This is a genomic window from Rhodococcus sp. UNC363MFTsu5.1 (assembly GCF_000686785.1).
Classification (GTDB): Bacteria; Actinomycetota; Actinomycetes; order Mycobacteriales; family Mycobacteriaceae; genus Rhodococcus_G; species Rhodococcus_G maanshanensis.
Genome location: NZ_JMLO01000047.1, coordinates 1 through 14,817, shown reverse-complemented (window position 1 = coordinate 14,817; position 14,817 = coordinate 1). Strand labels below are relative to the sequence as shown.

Annotated in this window: 18 protein-coding genes; 7 read left to right on the top strand and 11 right to left on the bottom strand. The window is 69.3% G+C overall.

Annotated elements, in window-relative coordinates:
- Positions 1–68 precede the first annotated feature (68 nt).
- Entirely contained in the window at positions 69–746 is a 678-nt protein-coding gene (locus BR31_RS0124535; RefSeq protein WP_027503280.1) for an MspA family porin, read from the top strand.
- 60 nt (positions 747–806) lie between these two features.
- Here the strand turns inward: BR31_RS0124535 and dapE are convergent, their stop codons facing one another.
- From dapE to BR31_RS0124520, 3 genes are all read right to left on the bottom strand, one after another.
- The gene (gene dapE / locus BR31_RS0124530) at positions 807–1,901 is read right to left on the bottom strand and encodes a succinyl-diaminopimelate desuccinylase (protein WP_027503279.1); all 1,095 of its coding nucleotides are present in this window, start codon (positions 1,899–1,901) and stop codon (positions 807–809) included.
- Positions 1,902–1,985: 84 nt separating this feature from the next.
- Complete coding sequence (locus tag BR31_RS0124525; RefSeq protein WP_027503278.1) at positions 1,986–2,984, bottom strand: trypsin-like serine protease; 999 nt, start codon at positions 2,982–2,984, stop codon at positions 1,986–1,988.
- A gap of 133 nt (positions 2,985–3,117) precedes the next feature.
- Complete coding sequence (locus BR31_RS0124520; RefSeq protein ID WP_027503277.1) at positions 3,118–4,038, bottom strand: SMP-30/gluconolactonase/LRE family protein; 921 nt, start codon at positions 4,036–4,038, stop codon at positions 3,118–3,120.
- A gap of 105 nt (positions 4,039–4,143) precedes the next feature.
- On the opposite strand from BR31_RS0124520, the gene dapD reads away from it, so the two are divergent.
- Positions 4,144–5,097, top strand: a complete 954-nt coding sequence (gene dapD / locus BR31_RS0124515; RefSeq protein WP_027503276.1) for a 2,3,4,5-tetrahydropyridine-2,6-dicarboxylate N-succinyltransferase — start codon at positions 4,144–4,146, stop codon at positions 5,095–5,097.
- A gap of 101 nt (positions 5,098–5,198) precedes the next feature.
- Positions 5,199–6,503 carry an amino acid permease gene (locus BR31_RS0124510; protein ID WP_231496693.1) on the top strand — a complete coding sequence of 435 codons (1,305 nt, stop codon included), beginning with the start codon at positions 5,199–5,201 and terminating at the stop codon, positions 6,501–6,503.
- Between the two features lie 26 nt (positions 6,504–6,529).
- Here BR31_RS0124510 and BR31_RS0124505 read toward each other — a convergent pair whose 3' ends face one another.
- Complete coding sequence (locus BR31_RS0124505; protein WP_027503274.1) at positions 6,530–7,288, bottom strand: SDR family NAD(P)-dependent oxidoreductase; 759 nt, start codon at positions 7,286–7,288, stop codon at positions 6,530–6,532.
- A gap of 225 nt (positions 7,289–7,513) precedes the next feature.
- On the opposite strand from BR31_RS0124505, the gene BR31_RS0124500 reads away from it, so the two are divergent.
- A complete protein-coding gene (locus tag BR31_RS0124500; RefSeq protein WP_027503273.1) occupies positions 7,514–8,323 on the top strand; it encodes an enoyl-CoA hydratase in 810 nt (269 codons plus the stop codon).
- Position 8,324: 1 nt separating this feature from the next.
- On the opposite strand, the gene BR31_RS0124495 is transcribed toward BR31_RS0124500, so the two are convergent.
- The 4 genes from BR31_RS0124495 to BR31_RS0124480 all read right to left on the bottom strand — a co-directional run bounded on the left by BR31_RS0124495 (position 8,325) and on the right by BR31_RS0124480 (position 10,797).
- Positions 8,325–8,720: a PPOX class F420-dependent oxidoreductase gene (locus tag BR31_RS0124495; protein ID WP_027503272.1), complete on the bottom strand. Its 396-nt coding sequence runs from the start codon at positions 8,718–8,720 to the stop codon at positions 8,325–8,327.
- A 161-nt stretch (positions 8,721–8,881) separates the two neighbouring features.
- Positions 8,882–9,202, bottom strand: coding sequence for a hypothetical protein (locus BR31_RS31720; protein WP_027503271.1), 321 nt, complete (start codon positions 9,200–9,202; stop codon positions 8,882–8,884).
- 195 nt (positions 9,203–9,397) lie between these two features.
- Positions 9,398–9,766 (bottom strand): YrdB family protein, encoded by a 369-nt coding sequence (locus BR31_RS30010; protein ID WP_051637722.1) that lies wholly within the window; start codon positions 9,764–9,766, stop codon positions 9,398–9,400.
- Entirely contained in the window at positions 9,763–10,797 is a 1,035-nt protein-coding gene (locus BR31_RS0124480; protein ID WP_027503270.1) for an NADP-dependent oxidoreductase, read from the bottom strand. Before BR31_RS0124480 ends, BR31_RS30010 begins: the two co-directional genes overlap by 4 nt.
- Before the next feature lie 99 nt (positions 10,798–10,896).
- Here BR31_RS0124480 and BR31_RS0124475 point away from each other — a divergent pair, with 99 nt between their 5' ends.
- Positions 10,897–11,775: a polysaccharide deacetylase family protein gene (locus BR31_RS0124475; protein ID WP_081830667.1), complete on the top strand. Its 879-nt coding sequence runs from the start codon at positions 10,897–10,899 to the stop codon at positions 11,773–11,775.
- Positions 11,776–11,786: 11 nt separating this feature from the next.
- Here the strand turns inward: BR31_RS0124475 and BR31_RS0124470 are convergent, their stop codons facing one another.
- Positions 11,787–13,184 (bottom strand): acyl-CoA synthetase, encoded by a 1,398-nt coding sequence (locus BR31_RS0124470; RefSeq protein WP_027503268.1) that lies wholly within the window; start codon positions 13,182–13,184, stop codon positions 11,787–11,789.
- A gap of 105 nt (positions 13,185–13,289) precedes the next feature.
- Here BR31_RS0124470 and BR31_RS31715 point away from each other — a divergent pair, with 105 nt between their 5' ends.
- Positions 13,290–13,439, top strand: a complete 150-nt coding sequence (locus tag BR31_RS31715) for a hypothetical protein (RefSeq protein ID WP_156042615.1) — start codon at positions 13,290–13,292, stop codon at positions 13,437–13,439.
- The gene (locus BR31_RS32555) at positions 13,397–13,633 is read left to right on the top strand and encodes a DUF6790 family protein (RefSeq protein WP_331281151.1); all 237 of its coding nucleotides are present in this window, start codon (positions 13,397–13,399) and stop codon (positions 13,631–13,633) included. The genes BR31_RS31715 and BR31_RS32555 overlap by 43 nt, the downstream gene beginning before the upstream one ends.
- 48 nt (positions 13,634–13,681) lie before the next feature.
- On the opposite strand, the gene BR31_RS0124460 is transcribed toward BR31_RS32555, so the two are convergent.
- Together BR31_RS0124460 and BR31_RS32010 are read right to left on the bottom strand one after the other, a co-directional pair.
- Positions 13,682–13,909, bottom strand: coding sequence for a hypothetical protein (locus BR31_RS0124460; RefSeq protein ID WP_027503267.1), 228 nt, complete (start codon positions 13,907–13,909; stop codon positions 13,682–13,684).
- Positions 13,909–14,817: 3-ketosteroid-9-alpha-monooxygenase, oxygenase component (locus BR31_RS32010; protein WP_027503266.1), on the bottom strand; the 909-nt coding region annotated here is incomplete at its 5' end. The genes BR31_RS0124460 and BR31_RS32010, both read right to left, overlap by 1 nt.

The following is a 14,817-nucleotide window of genomic DNA, read 5'->3' as shown; positions in this document are numbered from 1 at the left end:
TCGGCAACGACTACTCCAAGACCACCCTGTACGGCCAGCCGTTCAGCATCGGATAGGAAGACGGAATCATGAACTCCAGCACCACCGGCCTGCGTCGCGGGCTGCAGATCTCCGCCGTCGGCGCCGCCACCGCCGTCGCGATCGGCTTCCTGTCCGCGGGCGCTGCGAACGCCGACACCTTCGTCCCCCTGCCGGACGGCACCATCAGCAAGACGCTCGCCGACGGCACCGTCGTCACGATCACCCGCACCGGCGAGACCGCCAACATCTCCCCGTCGATGGGATCGACCCCGCTGCACCGCAACGTGTGGGTGTCCGGCCGGATCGGCGCAGAGGTAACCGGGCCGAATGCCAAGGGCGGCAGCATCACCGCGGGCTACGTGGTGGCCTGCCAGCTGACCCTCGGCGGCAAGGGCGGCGCCGACAGCGGGATGTCGTCGAACTGGGAGGGCGAGAGCGTCAAGCAGACCGCCAAGGGCTCCGGCACCGTCAGCATCGGTCCAGGCCAGGCCAAGAACATCCGGCTCCTCGACCTGGAGAAGGAGGACAGCTACGGCAACGAATCCCACTCCGGCGCAAACTCGTTCAAGGGCACGTCCGGCTCGGTCACCTACGCCGACTCCACGATCGGCGTCGAGGGCTGCGCCGGCTACGCGCAGGCCCGCTCCTACGCCACCGTCTCGGTGAGCACGGACACCATCACCAGCAGCACCACGCTGTGGGGGCAGCCGTTCAGCATCGGCTAGCCACCGCACGACGAGTCCGGCCCCAACGCGACCGCCGCAGTGGGGCCGGACCCGTTCCGGTCAGGCGCTGAGGTAGCCGCGCAGCACCCGGGTGACCTCGGTGATCTGCGAGACCGGCACGTGCTCGTCGCGCTTGTGCGCGAGGTTCGGGTCTCCGGGTCCGTAGTTGACCGCCGGGATGCCGAGCGCCGAGAACCGGGCGACATCGGTCCAGCCGTACTTCGCGCGGAACTGCCCGCCCGCCGCGCCGATCAGCGCGGCGGCGGCCGGTGCGCCCAGGCCAGGCAGCGCCCCGGCCGAACTGTCCGTCACCTCGAAGCCGAGGCCGAGACCGTCCACCACCTCACGGACGTGTTCGATCGCCTGATCCACGCTGCGGTCGGGCGCGAACCGGAAGTTCACGTCCACCTCGGCGGCGTCGGGCACCACGTTCCCCGCCACTCCCCCGGCGATGCGCACCGCGGACAGGCCCTCGCGGTAGACGCAGCCGTCGATGTCCACCGACCGCGCCTGGTAGTCGGCGAGCCGGGCCAGCAGCGGCCCGAACTTGTGGATCGCGTTGTCCCCCAGCCAGGATCGCGCCGAGTGCGCGCGGGTTCCCGAGGTCGTCAGCCGCACCCGCAGGGTGCCCTGGCAGCCTGCCTCGATGAACCCGCCCGATGGTTCCCCCAGCACCGCGACGTCGGCCTGCAGCCACTGCGGCAGCTCGCGCTCGATGCGGCCGAGCCCGTTGTGCACGGCCGCGATCTCCTCGCAGTCGTAGAACACCAGCGTCAGGTCGTGCGCGAGTTCCTCGATCGTCGCGGCCAGGTGCAGGAACACCGCGTCGCCGGACTTCATGTCGACGGTGCCGCAGCCGTGCAGCAGCTCTCCCCGCTCGGGGTCGACGGTGCGCGTGCTCGGCACGTTGTCGGCGATCGGCACCGTGTCCAGGTGGCCTGCCAGCATCACCCGGCTCGGCAGCCCGAGATCGGTGCGGGCGAGCACCGCATTGCCGTTCCGGATCACCTCGAAGCCGATGGTCTGCTCGCGCAGCGCCGCCTCCACGGCATCCGCGATCAGCGCCTCGTCGTGCGAGACGCTCGGGATGTCGACCAGGGCGGCGGTCAGCTCGATCGGGTCGGCGTGCAGGTCAAGGCGCGGCGTCGGGGTCACCAGATCAGATTAGGCGGCTCCGCCGCCCGTGAGTCCTTTTGGCCCACAGTGGGACCGTTTGGGCTCACGGGCGGCGAGCATTCACTAGTTGTTGGTGATCTGGAAGCCCTTGCCGGGGAAGTCCCCGGTCTGCCCGTTCATGTCGTCGAGAATCTTCTTTGCGGAGGTGTAGACCTGATATTGGGTTGGGAATCCGTCCACGATCCAGGAGGCGATCCCTGCCCACTCGTTGGGCTTGCCCTTGACGAACATCGGACCACCGGAGTCGCCTTGCTTCATACCGGCCCAGCTGTAGTTCCGGCCGGCCTGGTTGTAGATGACGGGTCCACACTGGACCGTTTTGGGGTCACCGGCCTGAGCGTAACCCTGGACGGTGGTCGAACCGGCGTTGCAGATGGTTGTGCCCGCCCCTGCCACTGTCGGATTTCCGGCCGAGTCGGCCGAGATCGCGTTCATCTTGAACCACGGCTCGGAAGGAACTTGGATCGGACCGGGAACGTAAGGAGCGGGACCCGTGAAGTCGGGATTGAATGGAACTCCGTTCGCGTCTGGTCCGTACTTGGGGACTGTCATCACCTGGCTGGAGAGCGCAACGGTGTCGGCGAACTCGATCACCATGTAGTCGATCCCCGCGATGAGCGGATTGAGGCACAACCCGGATCCAGCCGGGCACTCGCTCTGATCGGCCGATACCCAACGGATCCAGCCAATGGGCCCCGCGGCCATGTCACGCCAATCCCAGACAGGGTGGGTGTTCGCGAGGGTGCGAACCCGCGGAAGCGGGCCCTTGATGGTCCGAATGGGCTCCCACGGGTTGCAGTGCCCGGCGGTGATGCCGACCTTCCTGCCCTGAGAGTCGGTACCGACCGCACCGAGGGTGCACATGTCGGGATGCTCCAGGTTGTTGTCGAATGCGAGCCTCATGCCTGCCGCAACCACCTTCCCGGACTGGGCGACCGCAACGGTCGAGGCAGTCGAGGAAGGAACTTGCACGGGTTCCGCCTGGGCGGTGCCTGCGCCCAGGCTCGCAGTCAGTGCGGCGGCGGTGAGCAGACCGGAGAGATACCGGGTCGAACGTTTCATGTAGAGCTCCTGATGGGTCTCGTGGACATGACAGGCCGCACACTAAACCATCCGGTCGGTTTGTACTGAGGCTTCGCCGCCTGCGCGGTTGGCGAGTCCAGAGACTCGTCAACCTCGCACCGGCGCGAAGCGCTTAGATCTCGTAGATGTCGCCGTCGAACCCGGCCCGGAACAGCCGTCCGGCTGAGAACCCGGCGCGGCCGTTGCCGAAGGTCAGCACGCTCGACCCCGGCAACCCGCCTGCGAGCGCGCAGTACCGGTTCGGCCCGTCCACCCGCAGGATCTCCCCGCTGATGTCGGTCGGCACGATCGGGCGGCCCGCCGCGTCCAGCACCAGCCCGTCCGGCGCGACGAACGTGTCGGCGCCACCGAAGTCCACCAGCGACTCGGGCGCCGCCGGGTTCGCCAGCGGGATCCGGCTCACGCCCGGATTGACGAAGGTCCGCGAGACGTAGAGGTAGCGGTCGTCGCCGCTGAGCGCGGCGCCGTTCGCGCTGGGCAGCACCGCCCAGTCGGGCTGCACGACACCGTTCGGCAGCACCCGCCCGACCAGCGACGCGAGGTCGTTGGTCGCGTACACGGTGCCGTCGCGGGTCACCGCGAGGCCGTTCGCCGCGGAGAGCCCGGACGCGAACGGGCGCACCGCGCCGGTCCCGACGTCGATCTTGACGATGCCGGCCGGCCGCGCGACATCGCCGACGAACACCCGGGCGTCGCCGTAGCCGACCAGCAGGCCGCCGTCCGGCGCGAAGGCAAGGCCGCCACCGATCGGCCCCGGCAGGGTCGCGAACGGCACCGCGGGGGCGCCGGGCCGGTCGATGCGGAGCACCCGGTTGCTACGCAGGTCCGTGAGGTAGAGCCGGCCGGCACCGTCGACCGCCGCTCCCTCGATGGCGGCGCCGGGAACCCGGCCGACCAGCACGGGCGCCCGCCCCGCGCCCGGGCAGAGCGGCGCGGCACCCGCCTGCGGCATCGACAACAGCGAGAGCGCCGCGGCCACCGCGGCCCCGGCCGCCGCGATCCTGACCGAACGAGCGAATCCGATTCCACGCATGCGTCCCCACATCCATCCGGCTGGTACGACGGTCGATCAGCACAGCCTTCCACGGGATGCGCTCGGGTGACGGTTCAATTACTCCAGCCGGTACCCTGACTGCCCGTGAGCACTCAGGGAGCATCGGCAGTCGGTATCGCAAACGTGACCACGGGCGGGGTCGTCCTCGACACCTGGTACCCGGAGCCCACGCTGGGCGAACACGCTCAGGCGGGCACCGTCGTGCTCGAGGGTTCCGACATCCCGGCCGAGCTGGCCGCGCTGGTCGGCGACGACGAGGCCCGCGGCGTCCGCACCGTCGCGGTGCGCACCACGATCGCCGACCTGGCCGCGGCGCCGGTCGACGCGCACGACGCCTACCTGCGCCTGCACCTGATCTCGCACCGCCTCATCCAGCCGCACGGCGCCAACCTCGACGGCGTCTTCGGCCTGCTCGCCAACGTGGTGTGGACCAACTTCGGGCCGTGCGCGGTCGAGGGCTTCGAGCTGGTGCGCGCCAAGCTGCGCGCCCGCGGCCAGGTCACCGTGTACGGCATCGACAAGTTCCCGCGCCTGGTCGACTACGTGGTCCCGTCCGGCGTCCGGATCGCGGACGCGGACCGGGTCCGCCTCGGCGCGCACCTGGCCAGCGGCACCACGGTCATGCACGAGGGCTTCGTGAACTTCAACGCAGGCACGCTCGGCAACTCGATGGTCGAGGGCCGCATCTCCGCCGGCGTCGTCGTCGACGACGGTTCCGATGTCGGTGGCGGCGCCTCGATCATGGGCACCCTCTCCGGCGGCGGCAAGGAGGTCATCTCGGTGGGCAAGCGCTGCCTGCTCGGCGCGAACTCCGGCCTCGGCATCTCCCTCGGCGACGACTGCGTGGTCGAGGCCGGCCTGTACATCACCTCCGGTACCAAGGTCTCCGGCCCCGACGGCACGGTGATCAAGGCCAAGGAGCTCAACGGCCAGTCCAACATCCTGTTCCGCCGCAACTCCGTGTCCGGCGCCGTCGAGGTGACCCCGTGGAAGGGCACCGGCGTCGAGCTCAACGCGGCGCTGCACAAGAACGACTGACGATGACGACGAGCGACCCGGCAAAGGACACCGCCACGGCCCCCGCCGAGGAGGGCGACACCTCGCACCTCGGGCACGGGCTCAAGGTCCGCCATCTCACGATGATGGGTCTCGGTTCCGCGATCGGCGCCGGGTTGTTCCTCGGTACCGGGGTCGGGATCGCGAAGGCCGGCCCTGCCGTGCTGATCTCGTACATCATCGCCGGCATCATCGTGGTCTTCGTGATGCGGATGCTCGGCGAGATGGGCGCCGCGATCCCGGCCAGCGGCTCGTTCAGCCACTACGCCCGCATCGGCATCGGCGAGTGGGCCGGCTTCACGATGGGCTGGTTGTACTGGTTCATGCTGATCATGGTGCTCGGCGCCGAGATCACCGGCGCCTCGGCGATCGTGCACGGATGGCTGCCGGGGGTACCGCAATGGGTGGTGGCGCTGGTCTTCGTCACCTTCTTCGCGGTGGTGAACCTGGCCAAGGTGAGCAACTTCGGCGAGTTCGAGTTCTGGTTCGCCGCCATCAAGGTCGCGGTCATCGTCGCCTTCCTGGTGATCGGTGTGCTGCTGGTGTTCGGGCTGCTGCCGGACACCGACCCGGTCGGGTTCACGAACCTGCTCGGCCAGGGCGGCTTCATGCCGAACGGTTTCGCCGGCATCGCCGCTGGCCTGCTCGTGGTCGCGTTCGCGTTCGGTGGCATCGAGATCGTCACCATCGCCGCGGCCGAGTCGAAGGACCCGGAGCATTCGATCGCCACCGCAGTGCGCAGCGTGGTCTGGCGCATCAGCGTGTTCTACATCGGCTCGATCGCGATCATGGTGCTGGTGCTGCCATGGGATTCGCCGCAGCTGCAGAGCGGCCCCTTCGTGGCCGTCCTGAACCAGGCCCACATCTCCTACGTGGCCGGTTTCATGGAACTGGTGGTCGTGGTTGCCCTGCTGTCCGCCTTCAACGCCAACGTCTACGGCACCTCCCGGATGGCCTACTCGCTCGCCCGGCGCGGCGACGGTCCGGCGCTGCTGGCCGGCCTGTCCAAGACCGGGGTGCCGACCAACGCGGTGCTGCTCTCGGTGTTCTTCGGCTTCGTCAGCGTGCTGCTGAACTGGCTGCTGCCGGACTCGCTGCTGTCGATCCTGCTCAATGCGGTCGGCGCCGCGCTGCTGGTGATCTGGATCTTCATCGTGGTCTCGCAGCTGCGGCTGCGCCCGCGACTGGAGGCAGAGGGAAAGCTCAGCCTCCGGATGTGGGGTTTCCCCTACCTGAGCTGGTTCACCCTTGCCGCGCTCGGCGGCCTGATCCTGCTGATGCTGACGGACGCCGACGCCCGCAAGCAGCTGATCTCCACCGCGGTGCTGTTCGCGGTGATCGCCGGCCTTTCCGTGCTCAATGCCCGCCGGCGGCGTGCGGCCGCCTAGGCAGCCGCACGCGCGTCCGGCTCCGCTCAGCGCGCGGTGAAGCCACCGTCGATCGAGAGGGCGGCGCCGGTGACGAACGATGCCTCGTCGCTGAGCAGAAACGCGACGAACGGCGCGATCTCCTCCGGCTGGGCGACCCGGTTCACAGGGTGCATGGCGCCGATCTGCGCCATCGCCTCGTCGGTGGGGGCCATGGACCCGCGGGAGAGCGGCGTGTCGACCCCGCCGGTGGTGATGGCGTTGACCCGGACTCCCCGCTCGGCGACCTCGAGCGCGACGGACCGGGTCAGGCCGACGACGGCGTGCTTGGCAGCGACATAGGGCGCGACCTCGGGCAGCGCGACGACCCCCAGGTTCGACGCGTTGTTGACGATGGCCCCGCGGGTCTCGAGGACGGCGGGAATCTGGTGCTTGAGGCAGTTGAAGACGCTGGTGACGTTCTGCGACATCTCCGCATCCCAGTCGGCCCCGGCGATACCGGACACCGGGCCGGACGCGTTGACGCCGCCCGCGTTGTTGAACGCCCCGTCCAGCCGCCCGAACTCGGCGACCGCGGCGGCCACCAGCGCGGCGGCGTCCGCCTCCACCGACACATCCGCCGGCACGAAGGTCGCGGTGCCGCCCGCGGCCCGGATGCTCGCGGCAGCCTCCTCACCGACGTCCTTGCGGCGAGCGCCGAGCACGACGGCCGCGCCCTCTGCCGTGAGCCGACGGGCAACCGCGAGGCCGATGCCGGAGGTGCCGCCGGTGACGATGAAGACCTTGGAATCCAGACGCGAAGACATGATGAGTCCTTTCGGAGATCTGCTGAGAGTGGCGCGATGTTCGCCTGAATCAGATTGCGGAATCCCTGCCCTCGATGCTGGCGGGAATCGGACGACGCGTTTCGGGCGAATCGGGTCGGTGCGGCACCCCCGCGCATCCTGCACCTGGTGCCAGAAATCGCCCCGCGGCGGCCGAACAGGACGTAGTGTCAGCGACCTACGTCCGTGATCGAACAGGAGTCCTTCGTGAGCTTCATCCTCGTCGAGCGGCCGCGGGAGAACGTGGCCCTGGTGACGCTGAACCGACCCGAGCGGATGAACGCGATGGCGTTCGACGTGATGGTTCCGCTCAAGGAATCCCTCGAGGCGATCAGCAACGACAACTCGGTGCGCGCGGTCGTCCTCACCGGCGCGGGCCGCGGGTTCTGCTCGGGCGCCGACCAGGCCTCCGCCGGCAGTCCCCCGCACATCGACGGCCTGACCCGCCCGTCGATCGCGTTGCGCGCCATGGAGATCCTCGACGACGTGGTGCTGGCGGTCCGCCGGATGCACCAGCCGGTGATCGCCGCGGTCAACGGCGCCGCGATCGGCGGCGGCTTCTGCCTGTCGCTGGCGGCGGACATCCGGCTGGCCTCCACCGACGCCTACTTCCGCGCGGCGGGCATCAACAACGGACTCACCGCGAGCGAGCTGGGGCTGAGCTACCTGCTGCCGCGCGCGATCGGGTCCTCGCGGGCCTTCGAGATCATGCTGTCCGGCCGGGACATCGACGCCGTGGAGGCCGAGCGGATCGGCCTGGTCTCGCGCCTGGTGTCCGGCGACGACCTGCTCGAGGAGTCGTTCACCCTGGCCGAGCGGATCGCGGCCTTCTCCCGGCCCGGCGTCGAGCTCACCAAGCGGACCCTGTGGTCGAGCCTGGACGCCTCCTCGATGGCACAGCACATGAACCAGGAAGGCCTTGGCCAGTTGATGATCCGGCTGATGACCGACAACTTCGAGGAGGCCACCCTGGCCCGGCGCGAGAAGCGGGAGCCGGTGTTCCGGGACAGCAGGTAGGTCAGGCGCCCGCGTCGGAGTCCAGTCCGAACACGATCACCCGGTCGGGGTGGATGCGGATCAGCTCCGGCGACATCCCCCTCCCCCACGGCTCCACGCCCGTCAATGCCTCTGCCCTGCCGCGGATCTCGATGCACCGCACCACCCACGGCTGGATCGACGCGAGGTCGTCGACGACGAAGGCCACCCGCTCGTTGCCCGCGAGGTTGCGGAACTTCCTGCTGGCACCGAGGTTGTGGCCGCCGATGTCGATGGTGCCGAGCTCGGCGTTGAACCGATATCCCACCGGGTTGTTCTGCGGGGCGCCGCGGCGATCGACCGTCGCGAGACGGCCGAGCCGCTGGCTCCCGAGGTACTCGATCTGAGCGGGCGTGAGGGCGGACGCTGTCGCAGTCATGAGGTCTCCCGTCGTCGGCGCGATGCACCCACGACGCTATGACCTCAACCGCCGTTCAGGTCAAGTGGCGAACGGTCGCGCGCGAGCCGACATGACATCCAGGCTGGATCCACAAGCAGCTGCCCGCCGTCGAGGTGACGGCGGGCAGCTGGTGTCCGGCTCTACTTGGGGCCGCCGCCTCCGCCGGTGCCACCGCCCGTTCCCCCGCCGGTACCGCCACCGCCGCCGGTGCCACCACCGGGCCGGCCCGGGCAGGGCTTGGGAACGGTGGGTCCGGTGCCGCCTCCTGCCGGCGCGGCGACGTAGGACGCGGCAACGACAGGCGGCGGGCAGGGATTCGGAGCCGTGGGCCCCGGAACGGGTTCGGCGGGCTTGACGGCGCTTGCGGCGGTGACGGCGTAGGCCGGGCCGGCGGCCGCCGCCGCAACGGCGAAACTGGCGGCGGCGACCGCGATTGCGGTGCGGATCTTCGAGCTGGGCATCTGGTCCTCCAATGACCTGGGTTGGGTTTGCCCATCAATCGTCATCTGCACCAACGTTTTTCAGTAGGTGCCCTGGGGTGCCGAAGGAGCCACCCTGAGGAGGTCGGAATGTTCACCCTTGGCGGGGTTGCGTGGTCACGCCACCGTGATGATCAGCGGGAGCCACGCCACGCCGGGGAACCCAGCGGCGGGTCGCTAGGTGGTACGCAACTCCCGCCTGTACCGCTCCGCGAACACGACCGCGGACACCACGAAGAAGGCAGCGCCGACGAGCCAGCCGGTGGTCGGCCCGACGATCAGCCCGACCACCGCGAACAGCACGACCTGCGCGTACAGCCGGGACGGATTGGGGAGCCTCCTGCGGGACGTCGGCGCCATCCACACCGACCAGATCCCCGCCGCGGCGGCAGGCAACGCGATCGCCACCAGCAACCGACCGAGCAGTGAATCCATCATCGCGATCCCGGCCATGGCCAGAAGAACAAGCATCGCCAGCTCGCACAGGAACGCGATCAGTTCGAGCGGCCCGACCTTCTCCTGCGGCCGTTCACCCAACTCTGTCACCCGCCCGCCTCGGCCACCTTGATGATCAGCTTGCCGAAGTTGCGCCCGGCGAGCATCCCGTTGAAGGCTGCGGGCGCGTTCTCCAGCCCCTCCACGATGTCCTCGCGGTACGCGATGCGCCCGGCGTGGATCCAGCCGGACATGTCGCCGACGAAGTGTTTGAAGTCGCTCTTGACGAACTCGCTCTGGATGAATCCGCGGATCGTCAGGCTCTTCTTCAGCACGTCACTCATGAAGCCGGGCAACCGATCCGGGCCCGTCGGAGCCGCGGTGTCGTTGTAGTGCGAGACCAGCCCGCACACAGGAACCCGGGCGAAGTCGTTCAGCAGCGGGAACACCGCGGCCCACACGGCGCCGCCGACATTCTCGAAGTACACGTCGATGCCGTCGGGGCAGGCCGCCGCGAGTTGCTCGGCGAAGTCAGGGGCGCGGTGGTCGATCGCGGCGTCGAAGCCGATCTCGCGCAGGTAGGCGACCTTCTCGGGTCCGCCTGCGATGCCGACCGCCCTGGCGCCCTTGATCTTCGCGATCTGCCCGACGGCGGATCCGACCGGCCCCGTCGCGGCGGCGACCACCACCGTCTCACCCGGCTTGGGGTCGCCGATGCGCAGCAGTCCCGCGTAGCCGGTGAAGCCGGGCATCCCCAACACACCCAACCAGCTCTGCACAGGCGCGGCCTGCGGGTCGAGCTTGCGCACGTGATGCGCGTCGGTCACCGAGTGCGTCTGCCAGCCCGAGAAGGACAAGACCACATCGCCCGCATGGAAGGCCGGGTCCCTCGACTCGATCACCTCGCACACGGTGCCGCCGACCATGACGTCGCCGAGCTCGACCGGGTCGGCGTACGACTTCGCCGCGCTCATCCGGCCCCGCATGTACGGATCGAGCGAGAGGTAGAGGGTCTTGAGCAGTAGCTGCCCGTCGCCCGGAGTGGGGACCGGGACGGTCTCGATCCGGAAATCGGATGGCCGGGGTTCGCCGACGGGGCGTGACGCGAGCACGATACGGGTGTTCTCGGCTGGCATGGTCATGGTTATCGAGGTTAGTCGCGTCGGGCTCAAAAGGAGCCGTCTCCGTCCACGGTTCGTCTCGACGCGCGAGATCGCGCCCGGTGTCATAGCGTGACCGCCGTGCGCGCGCCCCTCACCCGCCGGTCCCTGCTGCTCGGCCTCGCAGGCGGCTTCGCCGTCGCCGCGCACCGCGTCACGGTCGGCGGGCCCACCGTCGCCAGTTCCGAGCCGCTCCCGATCGGGCCATCCGGGATCCTCCCCGAAACCCCGCCGTTGAGCCCGGTCCCGCCCTCGGTGGCGGCGGTGCAGGCCAGGTACGCGGGTGCGGTCCCCCACGAATGGGGCTTGGCCGTCACCGGGACCAGGACCCGGCTCGCGCTGCCCGACCGCAGGCTCGCCCTCACCTTCGACGCGTGCGGCGGCCAAGGAGGTACCGCGGTGGACGCCGACCTGCTTGGTTTGCTGGAGCGGGAGAGGCTGCCCGCCACCCTGTTCCTCAACGGCCGCTGGATCGACGCCAATCCGACGCTGGCCGTGCGCCTGGCCGGCAACCCGTTGATCGAGCTCGGCAACCACGGGACCCACCACCTGCCGCTGTCTGTGACCGGGCGATCGGCATACGGGATCGCGGGCACCCGTTCGGTGGCGGAGGTCATCGACGAGGTGCTGGTCAATCACCGACGGCTGCAGGAGATCACCGGCGTGGCGCCGCGCTGGTTCCGGCCGGGCACAGCCCACTGCGACGAGGTCGCGGCCGCCATCGTCCGGGATCTCGGCGAGGAGGTCGTCGGTTTCACGGTGAACGGCGATTCCGGCGCGACGATGCCCGCCGCGAAGGTCCGGGGTGCGCTCACCTCAGCGGCACCCGGATCGATCGTGATCGCGCACATGAACCGCCCCGCGGGAGACACCGCGGAGGGACTGGCCGCAGCCCTGCCCGCGCTGCGCGAGCAGGGACACGAGTTCGTCACGCTCAGCGGCGCGGGCGCGTTGGCCTAGGCCCAGCGGATTCAGCCGAGCTTGTTCTTCTGCACCTTGCCGAGTGCGTTGCGCGGCAACGAATCCACCACCCGGATCTCGCGAGGCCGTTTGTGCGCGGACAGCTCCGCGACCACGTGCTCGATCAGGTCCTCGGGCGAGGGCACATCGCCGACCACATAGGCGACCAGCCGCTGCCCCAGGTCGTCGTCCGGCACCCCGACCACCGCGACCTCGCGGACCGCCGGGTGGCCCAACAGCGAGGTTTCCACCTCGCCCGCCCCGATCCGGTAGCCGCCGGACTTGATCAGGTCGGTCGATTCGCGGCCAACGATCCGATGGAATCCGTGCTCGTCGATCACCGCGACGTCGCCGGTCTTGAACCAGCCGTCCTCGGTCCACGACGCCGCGGTCGCGTCCGGGCGATTGAGATAACCGTCGAACAGCATCGGGCCGCGCACCTGCAGTTCGCCGATGCTCTCGCCGTCGTGCGGGACCGGGGTGCCGTCCTCGTCGATCAGCCGGGTCTCCACACCCGCCACCGGCAGCCCCACCCAACCCGGTCGGTGTTCACCGCCCACCCGGGTGCTGACCGTGATCATGGTCTCGCTCATGCCGTATCGCTCGATCGGCACCAGCCCGGTCAGGTCCGCCAGCCGCTCGAACACCGGCACCGGGAGCGGGGCGCTACCGGAGACCAGCAGCCGGGCCCCGCTCAGCGCCTTGGCCGACACCTCGTCCTCGACCACCCGCGACCACACCGTCGGCACGCCGAAATAGAGCGATCCGTTGGCCTGCGCATAGGCTGCGGGGGTGGGACGCACGGTGTGGATCAGCCTGCTACCGACCCGCAGCGGGCCGAGCAGACCCAGGATCAGGCCGTGCACGTGGAACAGCGGAAGTCCGTGCACCAGAGTGTCGTTCGCGGTCCACTTCCATGCCTCGGCGAGCGCGTCGAGGCCTGCCGCGATGGCGCCCCTGCTCAGCAGCACGCCCTTCGGCGGCCCCGTGGTGCCGGAGGTGTACAGCACGAAGGCGATCGAGGACGGGGGCGGTTCGGGGTGAGAGTGCCAGTCACGGGTGTGCAACCGCACCGGCACCACCGGCAGATCCGTCCCGTCGGGCGCCGCACCCAGCCACGCCTGCGCACCCGAATCGCGCAGGATGTGGTCGAGCTCGGCGGATCCGGCGTCGGGCGGCACCGGCACGACCGTGGCGCCCGCGAGCAGGCAACCGACCACCGCGATCACCGTCGACGCGGTCGGCGTGGCGAGGACGGCGACCCGCTGGGCGCCGCCGATGCGCTTGGCGAGCGCTCCGGCAGCGCCGAGGAGGTCGCTGCGCGAGAGCGTGGTGTCGCCGATCCGAACGGCGTCGGGGAGATCGTCGCCTCGGGCGACGGCGAGGGCGTCTAGTGATCGAAGCAGCACCAGCCCAGCGTCTCACACGGACGGTTCACCAAAAGGCCAACACGTCGGCACCCGAGCCGCAACCATGGAATCACCAGCCGCGATGGCCACGTCCCAGGAGGTGCCATGACCACTGTGATCGCCGTTGCGCCGGCATTGATCGTCGCCGCGACACAGGCCCGCAGGCATCGGACGGACACCCGGCCCGCGGCGGTGATCGACACCTACCTCGCCTGTGTTTCTGGTTCCGCGGCTACTTCTGGCCGGCCCTGCTGACCGTCACCGCGATCCAGTACGTCGGTGACGCGGCGGGACACGTGTACTTCTGGATCGCCGAGGACATCACCAAGTCCGGCAACGTCGGCCCGCCGCTGTGGTTCGACATCATCCTGCCCGTGGTCGGGTTCACGCTCTATGCGCTGTCCTACCGGCGAGGCGGCGACGCGCGGCTGGTAGGCGACGGGACCTGACTCCACCCCGGCCCGGCACGCTTGGCGTACCGGGCCGGGTTGGAAGGGTCAGTCCGGGACGGTGATCCGCCCGTCCAGGACGGCCTTGCGAATCGATTCGCGCAACGCCGAACAGCGGCCGATCCGCGCACCGCGCTTGGTCAGCGACGGGTCCTGCTGGTACTCCTCGCAGATGACCTCGGGGTGGTCGGTGCTCCACTGGACCGTCGTCTGCTGCCAGCTGGCCTTCTCGACGAGGACCCGGTTGCCGCAGCGTTCGCAATCGACCGGCTGCATCAGGCCGAGGCCTCCGCGTCGGCCTTGCGGGCGATGTTGTCGGCGACTTCCTGCTTCCACGCCTCGACCGGCCTTGTGGTGTCGAGCTCGAACTCGAAGCGGTCGACCATCTCCGGCTTGATGTCGGCGACGTCGACGTAGAACTGCTCGTACCAGCGACGCAGCTGGTAGACGGGGCCGTCCTCGTTGGTGAGCAGCGGGTTGTCGATCCGGGTCTTGTTCTTCCAGATCTCGATGTCCTGCTCGAAGCCGATGCCGATGTAGCCGATCATTGCCTGCACCATCTGGTCGGCGATCTCCGCGGGAACCTCCTCGGTCTTCTTGACCTTGATGCCGTACATCAGCACGAACTGGTCCGGGCCCACCGGGTAGTGGCAGTTGATGAGGATCGACTCGGCCTTGAAGTGCTCGTAGTGGTACGTCAGGTCGTCGATCATGAACGACGGACCGTGGTACGCCGCCGTCGAGGTGGTCGACACCAGCTGCGGCACGTCCGGGTCGTCCCACTCGGTGATGTCCTCGCGGCCGACGCCCTCGTACTCCTGGATCGCGACGTGCCCCTCGAAGATGTTCTTGAAGTACGTCGGGAACGAGTAGTGCACGTAGAAGAAGTGCGCCATGTCGACGACGTTGTCGATGATCTCGCGGCAGTTGGTGTCGATGACGATCGACTTCCACACCCAGTCGGTCCACTCCGTGCCCTCGGGGCACATCTGCGGGATCGTCACGTCGGCGGGCGGCGGGTTGCCCTCGGGGTCGTTCCACACGAACAGCAGCTCGTCCTGCTCCATGGTCTGCCAGGTGCGGGTGCGGGCCAACGGCGGAACCCGGCGGGCGTAGGGGATGCCGGTGCACTTGCCGTTGCCGCCCCACCGCCAGTCGTGGAACGGGCAGGCGATCGAGTCGCC

Excerpts from the sequence above, each read along its gene's own strand:
- BR31_RS0124520 (WP_027503277.1), bottom strand. The coding sequence starts at position 4,038 with ATGCGTGGAATCGGATTCGCTCGTTCGGTCAGGATCGCGGCGGCCGGG.
- BR31_RS0124510 (WP_231496693.1), top strand. The coding sequence starts at position 5,199 with ATGATGGGTCTCGGTTCCGCGATCGGCGCCGGGTTGTTCCTCGGTACC.
- BR31_RS0124460 (WP_027503267.1), bottom strand. The coding sequence starts at position 13,909 with ATGCAGCCGGTCGATTGCGAACGCTGCGGCAACCGGGTCCTCGTCGAG.
- BR31_RS0124525 (WP_027503278.1), bottom strand. The coding sequence starts at position 2,984 with ATGAAACGTTCGACCCGGTATCTCTCCGGTCTGCTCACCGCCGCCGCA.
- BR31_RS0124505 (WP_027503274.1), bottom strand. The coding sequence starts at position 7,288 with ATGTCTTCGCGTCTGGATTCCAAGGTCTTCATCGTCACCGGCGGCACC.
- BR31_RS31715 (WP_156042615.1), top strand. The coding sequence starts at position 13,290 with ATGACCACTGTGATCGCCGTTGCGCCGGCATTGATCGTCGCCGCGACA.
- BR31_RS0124495 (WP_027503272.1), bottom strand. The coding sequence starts at position 8,720 with ATGACTGCGACAGCGTCCGCCCTCACGCCCGCTCAGATCGAGTACCTC.
- BR31_RS31720 (WP_027503271.1), bottom strand. The coding sequence starts at position 9,202 with ATGCCCAGCTCGAAGATCCGCACCGCAATCGCGGTCGCCGCCGCCAGT.
- BR31_RS0124480 (WP_027503270.1), bottom strand. The coding sequence starts at position 10,797 with ATGACCATGCCAGCCGAGAACACCCGTATCGTGCTCGCGTCACGCCCC.
- BR31_RS0124535 (WP_027503280.1), top strand. The coding sequence starts at position 69 with ATGAACTCCAGCACCACCGGCCTGCGTCGCGGGCTGCAGATCTCCGCC.